Raw genomic sequence first — 22,807 nt, forward strand, 5'->3', positions numbered from 1 at the left:
CTATAATTGATGAAACTTAACTGTCTTGTTCTTGAGTGAGATCTTTTTTACCTCAAAACCATAGTCAGGCAGTTCTTTCTTATAATGCAAAAATGAATGGTCGATTGGCAGTCCTGCTGCTTTTTCGATTTCATCAAATGAAAGCTCAAAGTCGCCAGTTTTGTTGTCTTTAATATATTGCCACAATTGATCGTATTTACTCATATCTATGTTGCTACACTTTCTAATACTTTCATTAAGATACATCTAATTCTATACTTCTTTGATGGTCGGCTCAATTTATACAAATTTATGCATGAAAAAATCCTATTCAGAAATTACAGTAACTTGTGAATAGGATTATATTTATTAAGCTTCTTCAATCTTACCTGCAGCAATTGGCAAAGTTGTATGAGCATCGTAGCTCATTACACAACCACCAACGGTGTCAGGTAATTCAAGGTCTTTTGGTACACCATGTACATAAACTACACGTTTATCTAATTGAAGATCTTCAGTACCAAAGGCATCCTTGAACTTAGCTTGTAATTTTTCCAATGGAATATCGATTTCGTATTCGTAATGACCGTTTTCGTCTGCAACAGGATAACCATCGTGAGGGATGTTCATATCTTGTGGTGCATCGTCTAATGGCACCATAGTTGTACCTGATACTTCTTCAGTTTCTGGCAAATCAATAAAGCCATCATGATTCTTGTCTTGAGCCATGGTTGGAACATTGGCTTCCTTACCATCAGGAAAGCCATGGAAGTGTTCCCAGTGTTCAATATTCTTAGGAGTATCAAACATTTCTACTTCAACATGAAGCTTATCGCCATCTTCAGTAAATTCAGCTGTGCCGTGAGCTTCGCAGCCAATCTTATCTGCATTTAATGGGGTAATGTGTGCAATATATTTTTTCATCTTGATGAATCCTTTCTATACTCTGATGTTTTCAAAATCATCATACAACCTTTGAGTTACAATTCGTTGTCTTAAGGCTTGTCGCAATTAATTATATAAGAAGTTATTATGATAAAATTGATTTAAATCAAGAAAATTAGAAAAGATGATTTTTATGACAAAGCATTCCCCTGTCGCTTGTTTAAGCAAAGCAACCCTTTTTACAGATTTACCCGTAGATTTAAAGAAAAAATTAGTAGCCGTCTCTGAACACCAACAGAAATTTCCTAAAGGAAGTATTATTAGATAACCTGATGATAGTAAAGATGGCATGATTGTCATCGATCAGGGAAAGGCAAAAGTCTACAACCTATCAAAAGATGGCAAGGAAGTCGTGCTAGGTATACTTCAAAAAGGTGACATTGAAGGACAACAACATTTATTCAAACAAAGCGAAAATGAAAACTTTGTTGAAGCTGTGGAGGACACCTGGGTTTGCTCAATTAACCGCGCAGATTTTCAAAAACTTTTGCAGAAAACACCAGATTTGTCATTGAAGCTTTTAAATAATTTCGGTAAAAAGTTAGTCGCAATTGAACATAATTCGGTGCTTAGAAACACCTTGGATGCCAAAGAACGGATATTAGCTTACTTGAATGACCTTGCCAATGAGCAAGGCAAAAATGAAGTAAAATTAGAACTAAAGAAAAAGGACTTAGCCAGTTATTTAGGAATTACGCCGAAGACATTCAGTCGTAAGTTAAAAGAACTAGAAAAAGATGGCAAAATTGAAGTTCATGGTCGCTGGATTAATGTGAAAAGATAAATTATGCAAAAAATAAAGCCCAGCAAAAGCTGAGCTTTATTTTAATTAATAATCAAATGATTATTCTTCGTTTAATGATGAACGGTCGAATGATGCATCCTTAAGTTCGTCATCAATAGTCTTGGTACCTAACCAGCCAATCATTTCCTTCATAGCGTCGGTAATAGCTTCAGTACCTGGCAATAACAACTTACGTGGGTCATAACCCTTGTTGCCCTTGTCTAAGTCCTTGCCAGCTTCGATGTATTCACGAGTAGCCTTTTGGAATGCTAATTGGAATTCAGTGTTGATGTTAACCTTAGCGATACCAAGTGAAATAGCCTTCTTAACTTGGTCTTCAGGAATACCTGAACCACCGTGCAATACAAGTGGTTCTTCTGGAACTGCTTCAGCAATTTCCTTAAGACGGTCGAAGTTCAAGCCCTTCCAGCCTTCTGGGTATACACCGTGGATGTTACCAATACCACAAGCAAGCTTGTCAACACCAGCAGCAACGAAAGTCTTAGCGTCTTCAACTGATGCTAATTCACCGCCGTCAGCACCTTGGTTTTCACCAATCTTACCAATTTCAGCTTCAACTGAAATACCACGTTCGTGAGCTAACTTGATGATTTCCTTAGTCTTAGCCAAGTTTTCTTCAGTATCAAGCTTGTGACCATCAAACATAACTGATGAGTAACCAAGTGCGATACATTCCTTAGCTGATTCAAAGTCACCGTGGTCCAAGTTCAAAATAACTGGAACTGAGATGTTCATTGAATCCATTTGGTCAGCTACCATGTCCTTAACGAACTTGTAACCACCCATGTACTTAGCAGCACCAGTTGATACTTGGATCAACAATGGAGTTCTAGTTTCTTCTGCAGCACGCAATTCTGCACGAGTCCATTCCAAGTTGTTAGTGTTGTAAGCACCTACAGCATAGTGGTTTCTACGAGCATCCTTAAAGATTTGATTACCGTTGTCAAAATAAGCCATAAAAAAATACCTCCTAAATATCTTACAAGCATATTGTACCTTAATAATTCTATTATGAACAATTTTTCACAAAATGTAAGCGCTATTTTTTAAATTTTCACGATTTTGCTTACATTTCCTTAGGAGCATTTACGCCTAAAAGTCTGAGTGATTCAGTCAAGACGATTGATGTAGCTTGAACTAAGGCAAGACGAGCACCAATTTTATCGTCCTTATTTAAAATCTTCACGTTTGCGTAGTACTTGTTAAATTTCTTAGCTAAATCAAGAGAATATTTAGCAATTACTGATGGTTCAAACTTTTCACTAGCTCTAGCCACAATTCTTGGGAAGTCTGCTAAATCCTTAGCTACGGCAAATGCCCAATCATCATCAAGAGCTAAATCAGTGTCACTTGGCTTTTCGCCCATCGCGGCAGCTTTACGCAATACACTTTGAGCACGAGCATTGGTGTATTGAACGTAAGGACCAGTATCGCCTTCGAAACGAACGACTTCTTCCAAGTTAAAGTCGAAGTTATCAAGACGATCATTCTTCAAGTCGTGGAAAACAACGGCACCTACACCAACATCATGAGCTACTTGGTCTTGGTTAGCCAAATCTGGGTTTTTTTCTTGAATTTGCTTCTTAGCAAGAGAAACTGCATCCTTCAATACTTGATCAAGGAAGACAACGTTACCCTTTCTGGTTGATAATTTCTTACCGCCTTGAGTAATCAAACCAAATGGAACGTGGTGGATTTCGTCTGCCCAGTCGTAACCCATCTTCTTAAGCACAGTCTTAAGTTCAACAAAGTGTTGCGCTTGTTCGTTACCAACAACGTAAAGCATCTTAACGAAGTTGTATTCCTTCATTCTCCATTCAGCAGCAGCTAAATCACGAGTTAAGTAAATTGAAGTACCATCTGACTTAACGATAATTGCTGGGTTTTCGTCAGGTCCCATGTCAACAACTTGTGCACCTTGAGATTCGTGTAAAAGACCTTTTTCCTTCAATTCATCAATAACTGGTTGCATCTTGTCGTTAAAGAATGCTTCACCATTGTATGAATCAAAAGTTACGCCCAATTCGTTGTAAATGCGCTTGAAGTCCTTAAGTGAAACTTCACGGAACCATTTCCATAATCTAACGGCTTCTGGATCGCCATCTTCAAGCTTCTTGAACCATTCACGACCTTCATCGTCAAGTTCTGGATTATCTTCTGCTTCTTTGTGGAATCTTACGTAGTAGTGGAAAAGACTCATAATTGGGTCTTTCTTAACGTCTTCTTCGTTACCCCAGTGCTTGTAAGCAGCAATTAACTTACCAAATTGAGTACCGTAGTCACCAAGGTAGTTAATCTTGATTGGAGTATAACCTACTTTTTCCATCGTCTTGGCAATTGAGTTACCAATTACAGTAGAACGAAGGTGCCCCATTGACATTGGCTTAGCAATGTTAGGAGATGACATATCAATTGGAACGTTGCCTTCACCTAACTTTTGATCACCGTAGTGTTCCTTTTCAGCTAAAACATCCTTCAAAGTTGATGAAACAAGCTTTTCATGGTCAATGGCAAAGTTAACGTAAGGACCAACAGCTTGGATGCTGGCAAAGTCATCACTGCTTAAGTTTTCAGCAATATCCTTGGCAATAATTGCAGGATTCTTGTGCATAGTCTTAGCCAAAATAAATGCTGGAAAAGCATAGTCACCCATCTTAGCATTCTTTGGACGTTCAATTAATGCAGCAATTTTTTCTTTAGGCAAATCAACTTGGCTTGAAACTAAATCAACTACTTCGTTTTTAAAGTCCATTTTCTTCCTCTTTTCAAATAAAAAAGCCTCTTTCTATTATCTAGAAAGAGACGAGTTACTAACCCGCGGTACCACTCAAATTGATACAAAGTATCCGCTTATTTAAATCATTATTTTAATCAGTTAAACACGCCTTCATTATTCTCTGATATCCAACTTCCACCAACTTGGACTCGCTAAAACAGAAAAATAACTACTACTTTTAACCTACTAGCAAAGATGATTATAACAGGAATGATAAAGGCGTGCCACAAATTTTAACGAAAAAAGCAGATATGACCATTTGCATATCTGTCTAATTTTTTAATGATTCTTGATGACTACTTTAGTACCATTAGGAATATTATCCATAATCCACTTAGAGTCAGGAACACTTAAACGAATACAGCCGTGAGAGCCTTGCGTTCTACCTAATTTAGCAGTTTCCTTTAAATTGTAGCTGCCATCACCTTTAGTAGGTACAGAGTGGAATAAGTAAACATTATCAGGACTCCAGCTTGTCCAGTTGTTAGCCCCCTCTCCTAAATTATAATTGAAGAAACTATCGCCGCGTCCGCCTTGAATACTGTAAGTACCCGTTGGCGTAAGAGATTTACCCTTCTTGAAAATACCGCCAGTAGAAAGCATGGTGTAAATTACCTTGCCTTTTCTTAACAAGTAAGTACGATTGCCTTCAAGTGAGACACGTAAAGTTAAATCTTTTTCTGTTGGACTAATCTTAGGATGTTTCTTAGTCTCACTCTTTTGACGCCAAGTGCCTTCTTTTCTTAAATCCTTAGGATCTTTATATGGACGAAAAATTTCTGTATTTTGTTTAGCCTTTTTCTTAGCTTTTTTCTTTGGTTTAGTCGTCTTACTTTGAGTGGTAGCTACTTCTTGAGAGATATCAGACTTTGGTGCGCAACCGTTAGCTAAACCAATAATTGCTCCAAAAGCCAATACGATACTGGCCACTCCAATAATAATGTTTTTCTTCATAAACGTGTTAATCTTCTTTTTTAAAAATAATCTTAACTATTATAATTAATGCTTCGCGCATATTAAAGCGTTACGCTAAAAAACATCCCTGAATCGGGATGCTATTTTACTATACTTAAAATTTTAACATGTTTACGATAATTCTGAATACTTTTTCATTAATTTAGGCAATACTTTAGAAACCTCAGTTGGTTTAACAACGTAGTTATCCTTATTAATTAAATCGCCAGCTAAAGAATGAATGTAAACAGCTGCCAAAACAGTGTCGACGCTTGGACCAAATTGAGCTACAAAGCCGCCGATAATACCGGCAAGCGTATCACCCATGCCGCCAGTTGCCATACCTGGATTGCCCAAAGGATTAACGAAAACTTGACCTTTGCCATCATAGATATGGGTATGATTTGATTTTAAAACCAACATCGCATTACTATCTGGAATTAGTTGGTTCAAAGCATCAATATTGGCACTATCTGTTTGAAATGGAATTCTAATTTGACTCAGTCTCTGCCATTCCATTTGGTGGGGCGTAAGAATTAAATGACCTGCATTCGTTGGTAAAAGCGATTTATCTTGACTAATCAAGTCAAGCGCACTGGCATCTAGGACTACCGTTTGTTTTTCTGAAGTACATCTTCTCAGAATAACCATAATTTGCTTGGCTAAATCGGACATGCCAAGTCCAGGTCCACAAACCACGACGTCCATATTTTTAATCAAATTAGCCAGCTTGGCATCCCGCCAATCGATAAACATTGCTTCAGGCAAACGTGCATGAAGCGCAGTTAAATTGACCGGATGGGTTGCGACAGCGGTAAGTCCTGCACCACTATTGACCGCTCCTGAAGTCGACATAATAATGGCGCCACCATAGTTTTCGCCACCGCCAATTAAAAGGATTCGACCATAATCGCCCTTATGTGTATCACTTGATCTCTTCGTAATAACCTTTTTTAATATCGCTTCAGTAATTTCTGTCATTTTATCTGCCTCCGAAAAGCCAGCGCCAAATTCTTACAAAGAAGTTGACTTTACCATTAGCTGATAAGGCTTTTGCTTTAACATTCATGCCGTTAGGGTTTGACAAAGAAACAATCTTTTCATTGCCAGACTTGAATTGGTAATTGCCGATTGTTTGATCTTTGGTAATTGGTGCTTCAACAGTCTTTTTATCTAAGCTAGCTACTAAAGTCTTGTCATCTGCTGGATCCCAAATAGTAATTCTGTTCTTCAAGCCCAAGTTAGTAGTTGCGTTGTCACCGTCAGTAACCTTAATTGACTTAGCACCATTCATTTGACTGCCAGCAGTCATCGTAATTGGACGATACTTGTTGAAAATAAAGTTCATCAACTTCTTAGTTTGGATAAAACGTGATGGATCGGTACCGTCTTGGTGACGTGCACCCATAACTACAGTGATCAAACGCGCACCACTGTGTTCAACTGTACCGATAAAGCAAGCACCTGCAGCATCAGTGGTACCAGTCTTTAAACCATCAACTGGGTATGCTTCGTCATATTGAGAAAGACCCTTAAGCATCCAGTTGAAGTTAGCCATCTTAGTAACTTTATTGCCATCCTTAAAGTTTAAGCGGGCAATCTTAGTTGTGTCCAAAACTTCTGGGAAATCCTTGATCAAGTTTTGTCCGATAATTGCCATGTCTTTGGCTGACATAGTGTTTTCATCGTTCTTGTTAACGCCAGGGTAAGCATCCTTGCCTAAATTACCATTAGGTAAACCACAAGCGGTGTAGATTTTGGCATCTTCAATGCCCCACTTTTTAACTTGCGCACGCATTTGATTAATGAAAGCTTTTTGTGAGCCGGCAATGGTTTGACCCAAAAGCATTGCGGCACCGTTAGCTGATTCAATTAACGTTGCCTGGTAAAGTTGTCTGATAGTGTAAGAATGTCCCATTTTAAGTGGTACATTTGAATATTCAGTGTTGTTAGCCACCTTCACGATTGGAGCGGTTGGCTTTACTTTTTGGTCCCATGATAACTTCTTATTCTTAATTGCTTGTAAAGTTAAATAAACAGTGACCAATTTGGTCATTGAAGCAATTGGTAAGGTTTTATCTGCATTTTTGGCGTATAAAATTTGACCGGAATCGCTATCGATAGCAATAGCAGACTTAACGTTCAAATTAAGTTGATCAGCTTGGTAGCTGCTAGTAGCGTCGGCATGTACTGGCGTTGTGAAAACCGCCCCACATGAAATCAACGAAATCGCAGCAACAAAACTAATAAAAGTTCGTTTTATCTTTTTACTAAAAAACATGAAATTCCATCCTTTTGCATAATAAAGTATATTTATGCTTACATTTTACCAAATATTTGGTATGATTATTCATGTACATGAGAAAAATGCCCGCTTGGCGGAATTGGCAGACGCGCAGCGTTCAGGTCGCTGTTCAGGTGACTGAGTGAAGGTTCGAATCCTTTAGCGGGCATAAAGGTAGGTCTAGTAAATGCTAGACCTTTTATTTTACAAAAAGATAAATAATATTTCTTACACAAAGCTTTATATTTTAATCCTCCAAATGCCTTTCGCATCCCTTATGCTGTATAATTACAAGTAACCAATAGCGAGATTAGAAATGAGGCTATTATTATGCAAAAAAGATTAACTAAATCACAAGACAAAATTTTAGCTGGTGTTTTTGGTGGAATTGCTAACTACTTCAATGTAGATCCGACTTGGGTAAGAATCATTGGTGCTGCTTTAATTATCTTCACTGGTTTCTTCCCGGGCACTGCACTTTATATTATTGCAGCAATGGTAATGCCTGAAGCCAATGAAGTTTCACCTAGAGTCGAAAAGCATGAAACTGATTATCAAACAGGTCGGCCTAACACAATGAACGGTGACTTTACTAAGTCAGATAATCATGATGAAGATTCAAACGATAATCAAGATAATAAAAACTAATTTTTAATAAAAATTTGATCATTCAATTTACGTAGTTACGTATTTGAATGATCTTTTTTCGAGGTGATTTATTTGGATGAAGAAATTGTTGCTCGTCCTTTAATTACGATTACGAATATCATTTGGAGTTTCAATCCTAACACTCATTTGCCTCAAATTTTGTTAATTAAACGAGCTAATGAACCTTTTAAGAATAAATGGGCATTGCCTGAAACTCTGTTACGTAGAAATGAAAGTGCAGATGCTGCTTGTATCCGACTGATTAAAGATAAAATTGGCATGTCCATCCCTCATGGTGCCACTGAACAGTTGGCTACTTTTACTGACCCTAATCGAGTTAGTGGTGAACGTGCACTAGCTTTAGCTTATATGACTTTTTTGCCCGCTATGCCACAACTTAAGCCTGGCTATGGTGCAACAGAAGCAAGATGGTTCACATTTAATTTTAAGGACCAACATTTTTATTTAAAAAACAATGATATTGATCTAACCTTAACCGAACAATCTAAACTTGCCTTTGATCACCATCTAATCGTAATTGCAGCTATCAAGCGAATTAAGAACAAGCTAGATTACCAACCAACAGTACTTCAAATCTTAGGACCAACATTTACTCTGCGACAAGCACGCGAAGTTTACGCTATTTTCTTAAAAACTACAGTCGACAAAATTGATAATTCTAACTTTAAGAAAACCCATAAAAACATTTTTGAAGAAGTAGGAACAGCTTCTACTAAGCGTTCTGGCCGACCACCTAAGATCTTTAAATTGCGTTAAAACTTGCACTCGCTAAATAACGTGCTACAATCGACACTAATAAAAGTTGATTATACTTTTATTTTTGAAGTAATTAAAGTAAATTATACTTAAAAGAATAGGGAGCAAATAAGAAAAATGTATCATGAACTTTTAACAGATATGTACGAATTTTCAATGGCCAACGGCTATTTTCAAACTCTGCCACATAATAAGCAAGCACGGTTTGATGTCTTCTACCGTAACGTTCCTGACCATGGTAGTTTCGTAGTTAGTGCTGGTTTAATGCAAGCACTAGATGAAATCAAGCACTGGCACTTTACTGCCGATGACATCGCCTACTTACGCTCATTGAAACACTTCTCCGCTGACTTTCTCGATTATCTTGAACATGCTAAAAATCAATGTACCGTTAAAGCTATCCCTGAAGGTACACCAGTTATGCCACAAGAACCAATTCTTTCTATTTCTGGTCCATTAATGGAAGTTCAATTACTGGAAACATTAGTATTAAACATTATTAACCATCAATCACTAATTGCTACTAAAGCGTGGCAAATTACAAATGCAGCTGATGGTCGTGCAGTCATGGAATTTGGTGCTCGCCGTGCTCAAGGTCCTGACGCTGCAACCTACGGTGCCCGTGCCGCAATCATTGGTGGTTGCAGCAGCACCTCTAACGTTTTAGCCGCTAAACTTTTCCATGTACCAGCAGCTGGCACAATGGCTCATGCTTGGATTGAAAGTTTTCCGGATGAATTAACTGCATTTAGAGCTTGGGCCAAAATTTATCCTGACACAGCCGCATTATTAGTTGATACCTACGATGTGGTAAATTCTGGTGTTCCAAACGCTATCAAAGTATTCAAAGAATTACGTGCTGCTGGTCATGAACCAGTTGGCATCAGAATTGACTCTGGTGATATTACTCAATTAGCCAAAAAGGCTAGAAAGATGTTAGACGATGCAGGCTTCCCTAACGCTAAGATCACTGCATCCAATGCTTTAGACGCTCACATCGTTAAAGCTTTACTTGAAGATGGCGCACCACTTGATAACTTTGGTATCGGTGAACGTTTGATTACGAGTTCATCTAGCCCAGTTTTAAGCGGTGTCTACAAAATGTCTGAACTTGAGAACAACGGTAAATGGAAACCTAAGATCAAGATTAGTAACAGTCGTGAAAAGATTACTTTGCCAGGCAATAAGCAAGTTTACCGTCTCTATAAGAAAAATGAACCTAATAAGGCTTTTGCTGATGTCATTGCATTAAATGATGAACAAATCGGTGACACTATTTCTGCAGTCAATGCGGATGTATATGCCACTTGCGACAAAGTTGAATTAAAAGACTTTGTAGCTAAACCACTTTTGAGTGAAATTTTAACTCCTGATCATGAAAAAGATATTGAAACTGACACTTTTGCCATTCAAAAATTCGCTCATCAAAAAATCGCAGAATTACCAACAGCTACTAAGCGTCTAGTTAACCCTGATCGTTATCCTGTCTTTTTGACAAAGAATTTAGCCGACTTACAACAAAAACTGATTTCAGAATACAGAAACATATAGAGGCAAATTATGACTAAAGCACTACTGATTATCGACTACACTAATGATTTCATCGCTGATGACGGTGCACTAACTTGTGGTAAACCTGGGCAAGCAATTGAGGGTCACATTCTAGAATTAGCTGATGAGTTTTATCAAAATGGTGATTATGTGATCTTCCCTACAGATGGTCACACTCACGATAAATTTAGTCCCGAATACAAACTTTTCCCACCACACAATATTATTGGCACTTCTGGACAAGAATTGTATGGCAAAATCAAAACTTGGTATGATGTCCACAAAGATAGCGACAAAGTTTACAAGTTCAACAAGAATCGTTATTCTTCTTTCCAAAACACCAATCTAGATAATTACTTAAGAGAAAGAAAAATTGACGATCTTTGGCTAACGGGTGATTGCACCGATATTTGTGTCTTGCACACCGCCATTGCAGCTTATAATCTAAATTATCATATTACGATTCCAACCGATGCAGTTGCTACCTTCACTAAATATGGGCAACAATGGGCACTGGATCATTTCAAGAATTCATTAGGTGCTAAGTTGGTCTAAATTGTGAATAACTAACCCGAAAAATCCACACTATGTGTGGATTTTTGTTTTATTTTGTCAAAAAGCTCAATATGACGGGCTTTATAGCTATGTTTCACAAGTGAGGTTTTGTTTGGTATTGATTTTTCAATTATGTAAGCGCATAGCAGTGTAAATTTATACTTGCATTTTTGTTTCATTAGCCAATTTTATACAAAAAAGATCCGCATTCACGCGAATCTTTATAAACAAGTAATCCACGTAATTAATATTTATCTAAATTCCCGACAACTTCTGCATTTCTTTATGCAAGTCTAGGACGCTGTCTGGGGTCTCGCCTGGACCATGACTAGTAATGTAGCCAGCCAATGATTTATCAAGTGCTAAAGCTACTACTTGCATTGGCTTGCCTGCATCCCTCCTGCCATAGGCAACTCTAAAAATATCCATCAACTCAGGATTATTCTTAACTTCTTGATCGTGATTAACAATCTCTTCAATTTTATTTCTAATAATTCTTTCTTCATTTTCAGCCATAATCATGACCCTCTTTCTAAATACATTATACCCTTTAATTGTATTCGCTTACACTAATTATCACTAAAAAAGGAGACTTTTCCTGTCCCCTTTTAACTAAATCTTTACTTATTCTCTTTACCGATTAAACCGATCAAGCTAATAATCGTTGCAGCGATACCCAATGCCATAGCAGCAGTATCTTTATTATTAATAGTTGCTTCTCTGACTGCATCAAGATCCACATCAGATTGCTTTTCAGGTGCCTTAGCCTTGGTTTCACTCTTAGCTGATTTACTCAAACCAACGGTGAAGACTTGTGTCATTAAATCATTGTTGTTAAATTTTTGAATTTGACCATCACCATCAAAACCGTTGAAGACAACGTGATAACCAGTTTGAGCAATTGCCTTCAATGGAATTTCAGTACTGTACAAATCATTAATGCTTTCACCTGGTTTACCAGTAAGTGGACCAGATGAGGTTAATTGCTTACCATTGTTGTCCAAATCGATAAAGTTAATAATTGCAACTTGATCGTTTTGATCTTTTTTAGGCTTAAGCTCTGAGGCAGCTGCTGTATTGCGCCTACTGAAAATATTGAGATTTGGAGCGAAATGCTCAAAGGCTTCAAGAGTCGCGGCCTTGAACAGGTAGAGCTCTTCTTGTCTGACGGAGTAGTTGGCATGAAAGAGGCTATCTGCCAGTCCTATCCTAAAGCGCATTTTCAACGCTGCTTGGTACACGTCATGCGTAATATCAGTGCCGGTTGAGCCTGATCTGTTAACCTTTTACAACTATCCGTCAGCTATTAGAGCTTCAATTTACTCAACTAACATGATTGAATCCTTTAACAACAGGCTTAAGCGGAAAACCAAGCCTAAAACAGAATTTCCAACTGAGCAGTCGCTTGACACCTTTATTGGAGTTCAGGCAATGGATTACAATGACCGTTACTTTAACAGGATTCATAAAGAATTTGGGCAAGTTCGAGACACCCTAGAATCCTATTTTGATTAAAAGATAAATAAAAAAGTCAATCAACGAGAGAGATTATTTACACAAACTTCTTGACAGTCTCCAAAAGAAGGATTTGAGAAATATTTATAATTACTAGTTAGTTATAACTTTTGCTTATAGTAAATGTTATAATAAAGATCCTTGGCAGGGGCACTAAAGTCGATTTAAATTAAATCGGCTTTTTTCTCACTCTTTTTATGAAAGCGCTTTTATTATAATGAATTCTATGTTAAAGTAAATGGTGTAAAGGATAATATGAATTGGAATAAACATTATGATGTTTATTCTCCAGATAAGGAGATGGCTTATTATGACAGCCACTATTGGAATTACTTTTTTAGCACTTGAACTAATTGGGGTCTTTGTTTTAACTGCAATTACTCCAGATTAGCTATCATTACAAATGCAACACTCCTAGAATAATTTTTGCACATTGTTTAAAACCCTTAAATGTAACAAAAAACAACCAATGTCTGAATGACGACATTGGTTGTTTTTGTCTTATTCAATTTTAACCATGGATGTGAAACTTAACCAAAATATTTTCGATTCGACTACCCATAATCTTTTGGGCTAAATCCGTCTTCAATGCAGCAAAGCCATAAAAGGCAATACCGACACTAACAGATAAAATTACTAAAATCAGAGCCGTAATTCTATGATCTGGATTCAAGAACTTGCCTAAACCCATTTCTACCAATTTAACAATCAAGAACATCCCGATTGAAAATGCAGTGATTCCGATTAATCTGCGGCTGGTTCTATTCAAATTGAAATCATATTGTACTTCCAAGTGTTTAAGTGATAAAAGCACAATTACTAATAAACCAAGATTAGTAGCAACTAGTGGTCCGTAGATCTTGAATAAAAAGATCATTGGGAACTGCAAGATCCCTTTTAGAATTAAACCTAAGACTAAATATTTAATAGCCAGGCCATTTTCTGATAAACCTTGCAAAATTGCCATTAACACCGTGAACAAACCCAAGCTAATTGCAGTAAATGCAGATAAGTAAAGCACTTTACTACCAAGTGGATCTGGACCATAAAAGACGGTATAAATTGGTCTACTAATAGCTGCCATCCCAAATGCGGCTGGAATCATTACGAATAAGAACAAGTCCATCGTGTTCGCAATCTGTCTAGAAATGCTTCTGAAGTCGCCCCTTGTATGCGCTGCTGATAAAAGCGGAATTGCAGTTACCGCCATCGCACTAGCCAAAGAAACGATAATCATAATTAACTTGTTAGCATTCAAACCAAACAATGCGTACCAGTCTTCAATTGTATCTGAGCTAGCGTGAACCAAACCAGCAATCATTGGGTGGAAAGTATATTGGTCAACCAATGAGAACAAGGTAATTCCTGAATCAATAATGATAAATGGAATAGCCTGTTCAATAATTTCCACAAATAATTGTGTGGTTGAAACTCGCAGACGATTATTGGAATGAGCAACTAAGCTATCTAGCTGCTTTTTTCTTGAAAATAAGAACCAGACAAGCAAGCCGATACCAAATGCGGCACCAATTGCGGCAGCTAAATTAGATTGAATAACTGCGTGGACATATGAACCATGCTGCACTTGCATAATTACAAAGGCAGTTAACAGCATCCATACCACACGCGCAAACTGCTCCACAAATTGCGACATGGCACTCGGCATCATATCCGCGTAACCCTGGAAATATCCACGCATGATACTCAAAATCGGAATAATCAAAATGGCATAAGACAAGCTACGCATAACCGCAACCTGTCTCGGATCGCTTTGACTCCCATTTGACGCCAAAAGCGGCGAGACAGAATACATAATCGCAGCCGATACGACACCTAGGATTGCCATTAGGACTAATCCTCTATGAAATAGCTTACGTCCAATACCATATTCGTTTAGCGCATTGTACTTGGCTACCTGCTTGGCAATTGCACCGGGAATTCCAGCAGTCGAAATCAGAATAAAAATGGTATAGATATTATAACTTCGAGCCGTCAACGCATTAGCAATATTCCCATATGCACCCATCCATGCATACCATGGAATGATATATAGCGCACCTAGAATTCTTGAAGCAATCGAACCAAAGGTCATCCATGCAGAGCCTTTTAGAAACGTATTTTGTGTATCTTTGCTATTTAAGTTATTTTCTTCTTCCATGAATTTTCCCTAATAAGAAGTATTAACTAATTAATTATCACGCAATTTAAGCGATAAGTATAAAACTTATTGTTCTTTTAGGAAAAACTTAACTTATTTAGCTACGATGTTAACGATCTTGTTTGGTACGACGATAACTTTCTTAACGTCCTTGCCTTCTAAGAATTTTTGAACGTGTGGAAGTGCCATAGCTTGTTTTTGAACGTCGTCTCTGTCAGCATCCTTAGCTGCTTGGAACTTGCCACGAAGCTTACCGTTGACTTGAACCATGATTTCAACAGTTGATTCAACTAACTTAGCTGGATCGTAAGTTGGCCACTTAGCGTAAGTAATTGATTCATCATGACCAAATATTTGCCAAATTTCTTCCATCATGTGTGGAGCAACTGGCGCCAAAAGCTTAACGAAGCCTTCTGCGTATTCCCGTGGAATAGTCTTAGCCTTTTGTGCAGCATTGATGAAGACCATCATTTGAGAAATAGCAGTGTTGAAGTGAAGTGCATCAAAGTCTTCAGTTACCTTCTTAACAGTTTCAGCGTAAACCTTATCAAGTTCGCCATCGTTCTTATCAACAATGCGTTCTTGAGGAATTGCCTTAAGGTCAAGGTCGTTAACGAATAGACGCCATACACGGTCTAAGAACTTCTTAGTTGAAGCTGGACCATTGTCGTCCCAGTCGATTGATGCATCAAGTGGTCCCATGAACATTTCGTACATTCTAAGTGAGTCTGCACCGTATTCATCGATCACGTCATCTGGGTTAACGACGTTACCCTTAGACTTAGACATCTTTTCGTGATTCTTCAAGATCAAACCTTGGTTGTACAAACGTTGGAATGGTTCCTTGGTTGGAACAACACCCAAGTCGTAAAGAACCTTGTGCCAGAATCTTGCATAAAGAAGGTGACGAACGGCATGTTCTGCACCACCGATGTAAAGGTCAACTGGAAGCCATTGCTTAAGCAAGTCGTAGTCAGCTAATTCTTTATCATTGTGTGGATCAACATAACGAAGGTAGTACCAACTTGAACCAGCCCAGTTAGGCATAGTGTTGGTTTCACGCTTACCTTTTCTACCGTTCTTATCAACAACGTTAACCCAGTCAGTCAAGTTAGCTAATGGACTTTCTGGAGTACCTGATGGCTTAATGTCAGTTGCATGTGGCAAACGAAGTGGCAATTGGTCTTCAGGAACAAGAGTAGTTTCCCCATCTTCCCAGTGAATAACTGGAATTGGTTCACCCCAGTAACGTTGACGAGAGAAGTCCCAGTCACGAAGCTTGTAGTTAACCTTCTTTTCACCACAGTTGTGGTCTTCAAGCCAGTCAACCATCTTCTTCTTAGCGTCTTCAATGTTTAAGCCGTTTAAGAATTCTGAATTAATGTGTGGACCATCTTCAGTAAAGGCTTCCTTAGTAATGTCGCCGCCTTCAAGTACTGGATTAATTGGTAAACCAAACTTAGTAGCAAAAGCGTAGTCACGATCATCATGAGCTGGAACAGCCATAACCGCACCAGTACCGTAACTTGCCAATACGTAATCTGAAATCCAAATTGGAACTTCCTTGCCGTTTACTGGGTTAATTGCGTAAGCACCAGTAAAGACACCAGTCTTGTTCTTGTTCAAGTCAGTTCTTTCAAGGTCTGATTTTGATTCAATCTTCTTGATGTAGGCATTAACTTCGTCTCTGTGTGCATCAGTAGTAATTTCTTGTACCAACTTGTTTTCTGGAGCAAGAACAGTGTATGAACAACCGAATAAAGTATCAGGACGAGTAGTAAAGATATCGAAGGTCTTGTCGCTGCCCTTAATCTTGAAGGTTACTTGAGCACCAACTGAACGGCCGATCCAGTTTCTTTGCATTTCCTTAACTGGTTCTGGCCAGTCCAAGCCATCAAGGTCTTCCAAAAGACGGTCTGCATATGCAGTCATCTTAAGCATCCATTGACGCATGTTCTTACGGTAAACTGGGTAACCACCACGTTCAGTCTTACCATCGATAACTTCTTCGTTAGCAACAACAGTACCTAAATCTGGTGACCAGTTAACTGGAACTTCGGCTTCATATGCTAAGCCATTCTTGTACATTTGTTCAAAGACCCATTGAGTCCACTTGTAGTAGTTAGGGTCTGAAGTGGTAACTTCACGGTCCCAGTCATATGAGAAACCTAACTTGTTCAATTGACGCTTGAAGTTAGCAATGTTGTTCTTAGTAACAACTTCTGGGTCTTCCCCAGTCTTCAAAGCGTATTGTTCAGTTGGTAAACCAAATGCATCCCAACCCATTGGGTGAAGTACATTGTAGCCTTGTGCACGCTTCATTCTAGCAACAATATCAGTTGCAGTGTAACCTTCTGGGTGACCTACGTGAAGTCCCTTACCAGATGGGAATGGAAACATGTCCAATGCGTAATAATTCTTTTTATTGGGATCAGTACCTGTCTTGAAGGTATCATGCTTTGCCCAATAGTCTTGCCATTTCTTTTCAACAACTTTGTGGTTATACAAATTTATTCTCCTTTGCAAAATAAAACGCCCTATGAACTAAATCATAGGACGAAACAATCGCGGTACCACCTAAGTTCCACAAAAAATGTGACACTTAATTATGCTCCTTAACGCGGATGGCAACGATAGGCTCTTATACCAGGCTAAGTTCACAATTCCGTTTTGAGACTTCGCAGCTACCAGCCTCTCTCTGAAAAAACATCCTTGTTACTGCTTCCTGACCTTTATTTTCTTATAGATAATGATTATAATTTACCACAAATGCTAAAAATTACAAGAGGAGAGTATTTTTTTGATTAATACAGAAAATCCACCAAAGGACACCTTAATACCTGGTGCCATCTTTGTGGTCATCTATGCTGCGTGGGCAATTTTAGTTTCATCGAGCTCACAGTTTATTCATAGTTTCGACAACGCAGTAATTAACGTGGTTTGCAACACAAATCCCGCTAACGTAGCTTTTGCCAAAACTTTTACTAATTTAGGTAATACCAACGTAATCACGATTGAAACGATTATTTTATTCATCATTTTAATCGTCTTTAAACAATATGCCTACGCGTTTTTCACCGCGGGAGTAATGATCTGCGCTAACGGTTACAATTGGATTATCAAACATGCCGTTCAACGACATCGTCCACTTGTCCACCACCTGGTTTATGCGGATGGCTACAGTTTTCCATCTGGTCACTCAGTTGGTAGTGCGGCTCTGTTCGGCGTTTTGATTATTTTGACTATTTTGCTAGTGAAAAGTAAATTTTGGAAAACTTTGTTGATTATCATTTGGGCATTATTCCCACTCATGATTGGCTACACTAGAATTTTCGTTCACGTTCACTACCCATCAGATGTATTCGGTGGTTGGATCGAAGGAATTACCTTTGTATTACTCGGTTATTCATTCTTATACCATTTCTACATTGAGCCAAAAATGATGGATCGAAAACGAAAATAATGCATTAAAAAAACAAGCATCAAATTGATGCTTGTTTTTTTGTTACTCATGTTTAATTTTACGGTCTTTATACGTTTGGTTTAGCAAAATTGAAATTAGGATAACTATCATGGAAACAATATAGACTGCTTTCAAACCACCTAAAAGCACTTGACGCAATTGTGGTACAACACTGCTTGCCAATGTCTTAGCGTTTTCTGCAGAAACAATTTTGTTCATCATTGCTTGGGTCAAGCCTGGATGTTTAGCCAGGCCTTTAGCTACCATAGTATTAAATGCAATACCGTAAACGGAGACCATCATTGTTTGACCTAGATATTTCATTAGGGTATTAAATGATGTGGCTACTCCAATATCATCCTTAGGAACCAATACTTGTGAGCGTACCTGCGATGCTGTTGTAATTGCACCAAAGGCAGTTCCGTTGAAGGCGGCCACTATGCAAAATACCCAAAATGGAGTATATATTGGCACCAAGATTAAAACCAGATCTGCCGCAACCAAAATTGCCAGCATATAATCATACGTTTTCTTGATACCCCAGCGACCTAGCATCCCGCCAATCAAGAACGAACCTACAATCCACATTAATGAACTAGGCGTTACAGCAAATCCTGCAAGTGAGGCATTAGTACCATTAATTCCTTGCATCCAAGTTGGAATATAAAATTCAAATCCAATAACTACACCAGAAATAAGTAGCGTAATATTGTTTAATGCAAAGAACTCCTTGTCTATCAGCATCGAGAGTGGCATTATTGGATCCGCTGCGCGTTTTTCTGCTCTAAAGAATAGAATTACAGAGATTACAATCAAAACGGCTAGAGCGGCCATAACTAGCAAATTCATGTTACTGCCAAGATCCTGCAAGAAGAACATTAAGGCCAAAAGCAATAATACTAACCAAATGGTTCCCTGCAAATCCAATTTTGAACTAGATTTATGCTTAGGCTCTCTCAAATACACTAGTACTAATAAAAACGCAATGATTCCTATTGGTACATTGATATAAAAGACCCAGTGCCAAGACAGGTGTTGCACAATAAAACCACCTAAAAGCGGAGCAATAACTGAGGCCACTCCCCAGAAACCAGAGTTAAGACCCAACATTTTAGCGCGTTTTTGCAAAGTATAAAGGTCAGCGATAATGGTGATCGCAACTGGCTGAACCGCCCCTGAACCTAATCCCTGAATTACTCTAAACAATATCAGTTCAATCATGTTTTGTGCTAGGCCACACAATGACGATCCAATGACAAACAATGCAATTCCAAACAAAAAAACTGGCTTTCGCCCAATGCTATCCGCCAGTTTTCCGTATAAAGGAGTCGAAACAGCCGTCATCAGCAGAAAGATCGATACAACCCAGTTCATAATTTCTAGCCCATCAAGGTCTGAAACTATTGTAGGCATTGCAGTAGAAACGATCGTTCCTTCAATAGCGGTCATAAATGTTGTCATAAAAATCGCAAGCGTGACTATAGGCACGTTTGTTTTTTTCATTTAATTTACTCCTCGAATATTTTTATTGATGATCTTTAATATAATCAAGCAAATCTTGAGTCTTATCGGTCTTTTCCCATGGTAAATCGACATCTGTTCTGCCAAAGTGACCATATGCAGCAGTTTGTTCGTAAATAGGACGACGCAAGTTAAGCATCTTGATAATGCCGGCTGGACGAAGATCAAATACGTTGCGAACTGCTTCGGTTAAAAGTTCATCGTCAACTTTACCTGTGCCAGCAGTATCGATCATGATTGATACTGGGTGAGCTACACCGATGGCATATGCAAGTTGTACTTCACAACGATATGCAAGACCTGCTGCTACGATGTTTTTGGCAACGTAACGGGCAGCGTAACTAGCACTACGGTCAACCTTTGTTGGATCCTTACCTGAGAAGGCACCACCACCGTGACGAGCGTAACCACCGTAAGTATCAACGATAATCTTACGACCAGTTAAACCAGAGTCACCTTTAGGACCACCGATAACGAAACGACCAGATGGGTTAATCAAAAACTTAGTCTTTTCATCCAAGTATTCAGCTGGAATAACTTCCTTAATTACTAAGTCGATCATTGCACGGCGAATTTCTTCATTTGAAACTTCTGCATCGGTTTGAGTAGAAATAACTACTGTGTCCACACGGAGTGGTTTATTATTTTCATCATATTCTACAGTAACTTGAGCCTTAGCATCTGGACGAAGCCAATCTAAAGTATGATCTTTTCTAAGTGCAGCTACTCGTCTCATCAAGCGGTGAGCAAGTGAGATTGGCAATGGCATAAGTTCAGGTGTTTCCTTAATAGCGAAACCAAACATTAAGCCTTGGTCACCAGCACCGATTTGGTCCAACTCATCCTTATCAGACTTGTTTTCTCTAGTTTCAAGTGAGTGATCAACACCACCGGCGATATCTGGTGATTGTTCATCGATATCAACCATTACGGCACAGTTGTTACCATCGAAACCTAATTCAGGACGATCATATCCAATCTTCAAGACGGTCTTGCGTACGACATCTTGAATGTCGACATATGCATTGGTAGAAATTTCACCAAATACGAAAACCATACCTGTAGTTACGATCGTCTCACAAGCTACGTGTGAGTTAGGATCCTTCTTAAGCATCGCATCCAAAATTGCATCTGAAATTTGGTCAGCAACCTTGTCTGGATGTCCTTCAGAAACTGATTCTGAAGTAAACAAACGTCTTTCCATATTAGTCCCCCTATATAGACATTGGCTATTCGGTTACAAGGCATCTTCATTAGCTAACAACTAGTGAATCCTCTCAGGACTTGAACCGATAAAATTATTACTTTCGTTCGCTCTTTTGCATAAAAAAAGACTACCGCCTCTGCGGTAGTCCCGAACGATGGAGGATACAGGGCTCGAACCTGTGACCTCCTGCTTGTAAGGCAGATGCTCTCCCAGCTGAGCTAATCCTCCATAAGTGACCCGTACGGGATTTGAACCCATGTTACGGCCGTGAAAGGGCCGTGTCTTAACCACTTGACCAACGGGTCATATCTCTTAATCAAGAGTACTCTATTATAATAACTAATTGAGTTTCAAAAGTCAAGAACTTTTCTAAATCTTAGTTATCTGAGTGACATCTCAATCACAACGTTTATTATATTACTAGATAACGTAGTAATATGCAAGGGTTATTTTGAAAAAATATCAAATAATTTTTGATAATTGCCACGCATCCATTCGTAATAGCTTGTGCCATTAGGCATGGTCTCTCTCACCTTCAAGACAGGGATCTGATTTTGGTTAGCTAATTTAACCATTCCATTGACAGTGCTGCTTGAAGCTTGAACATTATTAACGAAGAAAGAAATCTTCTTATGCTTAATGGATTGCTGCATATTATGAACTACCTGTGCACTAGGGTCCGTCTCATTCTCTACGGCCTCTTCAAAGGCAGTATTTCCGATCTTAAAGCGGCAACGTTCAAGAGCATAGTCAAATACCGGCTCACTGACAAATACGGGCTTAGAGTGCTTTCCATCAATTTTAGCAGCAAGCTCCTTGATATTCTGAATTTTCTTTAAATAGTTTCGGCCATTTTTTCTAAAATATGCCGCATTCTTTGGATCAATCTGGCTTGCCCGTTTCACAATGTAATTTACATATCGTTTAGGCATATCCAAGTTATACCAAATATGCGGATTATCGCCCTGCTTTAAGCCCATAAGTTGTTCACCAACTTTGGTCACATGAATATCATTCGAATCAGCTAATTTAGTCATCCAATCATCGTAACCCAAGCCATTAGCAATTACGATATTCGCGTTAGCTACTTCTTTAGCAGAATTGGTAGTAGGTTCAAAATCATGAGGATCAGTGTCGCCATTAGTAATAATAGCTTGAACTTCTCCGTGTTTACCTACGATATTTCTGGCAATATTTGCATAGATATTAGTTGAAGTTACAATATCTACTTTATGATTTTTAGTATTTGCTTCTCTTTTTGTAGAACATGCAGTTAGAGTTAAAACTATCCCTAATAAAGTCGTGATTAATAAAAATACTTTCTTTAACTTCATGTTATCTTCGCTCCTTTTAGAACTATTATAAAGGATTGTTCATATTATATGAAGGTAAAACAAAAACCGCCTTAGAATTCTTCCAAGACGGTTCTTTTAACCCATTACGGAGTGTGAGGGATTTGAACCCTCGATACAGGTATAAGCCCGTATACATGATTTCCAATCATGCTCCTTAAGCCACTCGGACAACACTCCATAAAAAGTACTCCGGCTGTCAGACTCGAACTGACGACATCTTGATTAACAGTCAAGCGCTCTACCAACTGAGCTAAGCCGGAATATTAAAAAAGAGCACGGCAGCTTCCTTTCCTCGCAGGCAGTTGCCCACCAAC

Annotated in this window: 19 protein-coding genes, 5 tRNA genes, 2 pseudogenes and 1 riboswitch; of the genes and pseudogenes, 8 read left to right on the top strand and 18 right to left on the bottom strand. The window is 38.5% G+C overall.

Going from position 1 to position 22,807, the window contains the following annotated elements; all coding sequences use genetic code 11:
* Both BN1206_RS07475 and BN1206_RS07480 read right to left on the bottom strand, forming a co-directional pair.
* Positions 1–204, bottom strand: coding sequence for a hypothetical protein (locus BN1206_RS07475; protein WP_052543166.1), 204 nt, complete (start codon positions 202–204; stop codon positions 1–3).
* Positions 205–348: 144 nt separating this feature from the next.
* The gene (locus BN1206_RS07480; protein WP_052543167.1) at positions 349–903 is read right to left on the bottom strand and encodes a hypothetical protein; all 555 of its coding nucleotides are present in this window, start codon (positions 901–903) and stop codon (positions 349–351) included.
* A 154-nt stretch (positions 904–1,057) separates the two neighbouring features.
* On the opposite strand from BN1206_RS07480, the pseudogene BN1206_RS07485 reads away from it, so the two are divergent.
* A pseudogene (locus BN1206_RS07485) lies at positions 1,058–1,708 on the top strand (Crp/Fnr family transcriptional regulator).
* Positions 1,709–1,768: 60 nt separating this feature from the next.
* Here BN1206_RS07485 and BN1206_RS07490 read toward each other — a convergent pair.
* The 5 genes from BN1206_RS07490 to BN1206_RS07510 form a co-directional block, all read right to left on the bottom strand.
* Positions 1,769–2,686, bottom strand: a complete 918-nt coding sequence (locus BN1206_RS07490) for a class II fructose-bisphosphate aldolase (RefSeq protein ID WP_013438491.1) — start codon at positions 2,684–2,686, stop codon at positions 1,769–1,771.
* A gap of 109 nt (positions 2,687–2,795) precedes the next feature.
* A complete protein-coding gene (gene argS / locus BN1206_RS07495; protein WP_052543168.1) occupies positions 2,796–4,481 on the bottom strand; it encodes an arginine--tRNA ligase in 1,686 nt (561 codons plus the stop codon).
* Between the two features lie 303 nt (positions 4,482–4,784).
* Positions 4,785–5,459, bottom strand: coding sequence for a L,D-transpeptidase (locus BN1206_RS07500; protein ID WP_052543169.1), 675 nt, complete (start codon positions 5,457–5,459; stop codon positions 4,785–4,787).
* A gap of 132 nt (positions 5,460–5,591) precedes the next feature.
* Entirely contained in the window at positions 5,592–6,440 is an 849-nt protein-coding gene (locus BN1206_RS07505) for an NAD(P)H-hydrate dehydratase (RefSeq protein WP_013438494.1), read from the bottom strand.
* A 1-nt stretch (position 6,441) separates the two neighbouring features.
* The gene (locus BN1206_RS07510) at positions 6,442–7,740 is read right to left on the bottom strand and encodes a serine hydrolase (protein WP_022087578.1); all 1,299 of its coding nucleotides are present in this window, start codon (positions 7,738–7,740) and stop codon (positions 6,442–6,444) included.
* Between the two features lie 88 nt (positions 7,741–7,828).
* Here BN1206_RS07510 and BN1206_RS07515 point away from each other — a divergent pair.
* The 5 genes from BN1206_RS07515 to BN1206_RS07535 all read left to right on the top strand — a co-directional run bounded on the left by BN1206_RS07515 (position 7,829) and on the right by BN1206_RS07535 (position 11,274).
* Positions 7,829–7,912, top strand: a tRNA-Leu gene (locus BN1206_RS07515).
* A gap of 161 nt (positions 7,913–8,073) precedes the next feature.
* On the top strand, positions 8,074–8,391 hold the full coding sequence (locus tag BN1206_RS07520) for a PspC domain-containing protein (RefSeq protein WP_052543170.1): 318 nt from the start codon (positions 8,074–8,076) through the stop codon (positions 8,389–8,391).
* Positions 8,392–8,463: 72 nt separating this feature from the next.
* A complete protein-coding gene (locus BN1206_RS07525; protein WP_013438497.1) occupies positions 8,464–9,168 on the top strand; it encodes an NUDIX hydrolase in 705 nt (234 codons plus the stop codon).
* A gap of 117 nt (positions 9,169–9,285) precedes the next feature.
* Positions 9,286–10,719, top strand: a complete 1,434-nt coding sequence (locus BN1206_RS07530) for a nicotinate phosphoribosyltransferase (RefSeq protein WP_014566105.1) — start codon at positions 9,286–9,288, stop codon at positions 10,717–10,719.
* Between the two features lie 9 nt (positions 10,720–10,728).
* Positions 10,729–11,274: a cysteine hydrolase family protein gene (locus BN1206_RS07535; protein ID WP_013438499.1), complete on the top strand. Its 546-nt coding sequence runs from the start codon at positions 10,729–10,731 to the stop codon at positions 11,272–11,274.
* 255 nt (positions 11,275–11,529) lie between these two features.
* Here BN1206_RS07535 and BN1206_RS07540 read toward each other — a convergent pair whose 3' ends face one another.
* Entirely contained in the window at positions 11,530–11,790 is a 261-nt protein-coding gene (locus BN1206_RS07540) for a bacteriocin immunity family protein (protein ID WP_013438500.1), read from the bottom strand.
* Positions 11,791–11,894: 104 nt separating this feature from the next.
* Complete coding sequence (locus BN1206_RS09600) at positions 11,895–12,278, bottom strand: mucin-binding protein (protein WP_049780112.1); 384 nt, start codon at positions 12,276–12,278, stop codon at positions 11,895–11,897.
* Positions 12,279–12,350: 72 nt separating this feature from the next.
* Between BN1206_RS09600 and BN1206_RS09800 the strand changes: the two are divergent.
* Positions 12,351–12,789 (top strand): annotated as a pseudogene (locus BN1206_RS09800) (transposase); the annotation flags it as partial.
* A gap of 511 nt (positions 12,790–13,300) precedes the next feature.
* On the opposite strand, the gene BN1206_RS07550 reads toward BN1206_RS09800, so the two are convergent.
* Positions 13,301–14,947: a putative polysaccharide biosynthesis protein gene (locus tag BN1206_RS07550; RefSeq protein ID WP_041808236.1), complete on the bottom strand. Its 1,647-nt coding sequence runs from the start codon at positions 14,945–14,947 to the stop codon at positions 13,301–13,303.
* Between the two features lie 93 nt (positions 14,948–15,040).
* Positions 15,041–17,455 (bottom strand): leucine--tRNA ligase, encoded by a 2,415-nt coding sequence (leuS, locus tag BN1206_RS07555; RefSeq protein WP_014566108.1) that lies wholly within the window; start codon positions 17,453–17,455, stop codon positions 15,041–15,043.
* 292 nt (positions 17,456–17,747) lie between these two features.
* On the opposite strand from leuS, the gene BN1206_RS07560 reads away from it, so the two are divergent.
* Complete coding sequence (locus BN1206_RS07560; protein WP_013438506.1) at positions 17,748–18,410, top strand: phosphatase PAP2 family protein; 663 nt, start codon at positions 17,748–17,750, stop codon at positions 18,408–18,410.
* Between the two features lie 42 nt (positions 18,411–18,452).
* On the opposite strand, the gene BN1206_RS07565 is transcribed toward BN1206_RS07560, so the two are convergent.
* From BN1206_RS07565 to BN1206_RS07595, 7 genes are all read right to left on the bottom strand, one after another.
* Entirely contained in the window at positions 18,453–19,913 is a 1,461-nt protein-coding gene (locus BN1206_RS07565) for an MDR family MFS transporter (protein WP_013438507.1), read from the bottom strand.
* Positions 19,914–19,935: 22 nt separating this feature from the next.
* The gene (gene metK, locus BN1206_RS07570; RefSeq protein WP_013438508.1) at positions 19,936–21,135 is read right to left on the bottom strand and encodes a methionine adenosyltransferase; all 1,200 of its coding nucleotides are present in this window, start codon (positions 21,133–21,135) and stop codon (positions 19,936–19,938) included.
* Positions 21,133–21,226: riboswitch (SMK box riboswitch) on the bottom strand. Its footprint overlaps the gene before it by 3 nt.
* Positions 21,227–21,293: 67 nt before the next feature.
* A tRNA-Val gene (locus BN1206_RS07575) sits at positions 21,294–21,366 on the bottom strand.
* Positions 21,367–21,371: 5 nt separating this feature from the next.
* A tRNA-Glu gene (locus BN1206_RS07580) sits at positions 21,372–21,443 on the bottom strand.
* 141 nt (positions 21,444–21,584) lie between these two features.
* Positions 21,585–22,472 (bottom strand): metal ABC transporter solute-binding protein, Zn/Mn family, encoded by an 888-nt coding sequence (locus BN1206_RS07585; protein ID WP_013438509.1) that lies wholly within the window; start codon positions 22,470–22,472, stop codon positions 21,585–21,587.
* Between the two features lie 107 nt (positions 22,473–22,579).
* A tRNA-Ser gene (locus BN1206_RS07590) sits at positions 22,580–22,670 on the bottom strand.
* Positions 22,671–22,680: 10 nt separating this feature from the next.
* A tRNA-Asn gene (locus BN1206_RS07595) sits at positions 22,681–22,753 on the bottom strand.
* Positions 22,754–22,807 lie beyond the last annotated feature (54 nt).

Source organism: Lactobacillus sp. OTU4228, from assembly GCF_001006945.1.
Lineage (GTDB): Bacteria > Bacillota > Bacilli > Lactobacillales > Lactobacillaceae > Lactobacillus > Lactobacillus amylovorus.

What these genes read in the sequence shown, in the direction of transcription:
- BN1206_RS07475 (WP_052543166.1), bottom strand. Translation starts at nt 204, where the DNA reads ATGAGTAAATACGATCAATTGTGGCAATATATTAAAGACAACAAAACT.
- BN1206_RS07480 (WP_052543167.1), bottom strand. Translation starts at nt 903, where the DNA reads ATGAAAAAATATATTGCACACATTACCCCATTAAATGCAGATAAGATT.
- BN1206_RS07490 (WP_013438491.1), bottom strand. Translation starts at nt 2,686, where the DNA reads ATGGCTTATTTTGACAACGGTAATCAAATCTTTAAGGATGCTCGTAGA.
- argS (WP_052543168.1), bottom strand. Translation starts at nt 4,481, where the DNA reads ATGGACTTTAAAAACGAAGTAGTTGATTTAGTTTCAAGCCAAGTTGAT.
- BN1206_RS07500 (WP_052543169.1), bottom strand. Translation starts at nt 5,459, where the DNA reads ATGAAGAAAAACATTATTATTGGAGTGGCCAGTATCGTATTGGCTTTT.
- BN1206_RS07505 (WP_013438494.1), bottom strand. Translation starts at nt 6,440, where the DNA reads ATGACAGAAATTACTGAAGCGATATTAAAAAAGGTTATTACGAAGAGA.
- BN1206_RS07510 (WP_022087578.1), bottom strand. Translation starts at nt 7,740, where the DNA reads ATGTTTTTTAGTAAAAAGATAAAACGAACTTTTATTAGTTTTGTTGCT.
- BN1206_RS07520 (WP_052543170.1), top strand. Translation starts at nt 8,074, where the DNA reads ATGCAAAAAAGATTAACTAAATCACAAGACAAAATTTTAGCTGGTGTT.
- BN1206_RS07530 (WP_014566105.1), top strand. Translation starts at nt 9,286, where the DNA reads ATGTATCATGAACTTTTAACAGATATGTACGAATTTTCAATGGCCAAC.
- BN1206_RS07535 (WP_013438499.1), top strand. Translation starts at nt 10,729, where the DNA reads ATGACTAAAGCACTACTGATTATCGACTACACTAATGATTTCATCGCT.
- BN1206_RS07540 (WP_013438500.1), bottom strand. Translation starts at nt 11,790, where the DNA reads ATGGCTGAAAATGAAGAAAGAATTATTAGAAATAAAATTGAAGAGATT.
- BN1206_RS07550 (WP_041808236.1), bottom strand. Translation starts at nt 14,947, where the DNA reads ATGGAAGAAGAAAATAACTTAAATAGCAAAGATACACAAAATACGTTT.
- BN1206_RS07565 (WP_013438507.1), bottom strand. Translation starts at nt 19,913, where the DNA reads ATGAAAAAAACAAACGTGCCTATAGTCACGCTTGCGATTTTTATGACA.
- metK (WP_013438508.1), bottom strand. Translation starts at nt 21,135, where the DNA reads ATGGAAAGACGTTTGTTTACTTCAGAATCAGTTTCTGAAGGACATCCA.
- BN1206_RS07585 (WP_013438509.1), bottom strand. Translation starts at nt 22,472, where the DNA reads ATGAAGTTAAAGAAAGTATTTTTATTAATCACGACTTTATTAGGGATA.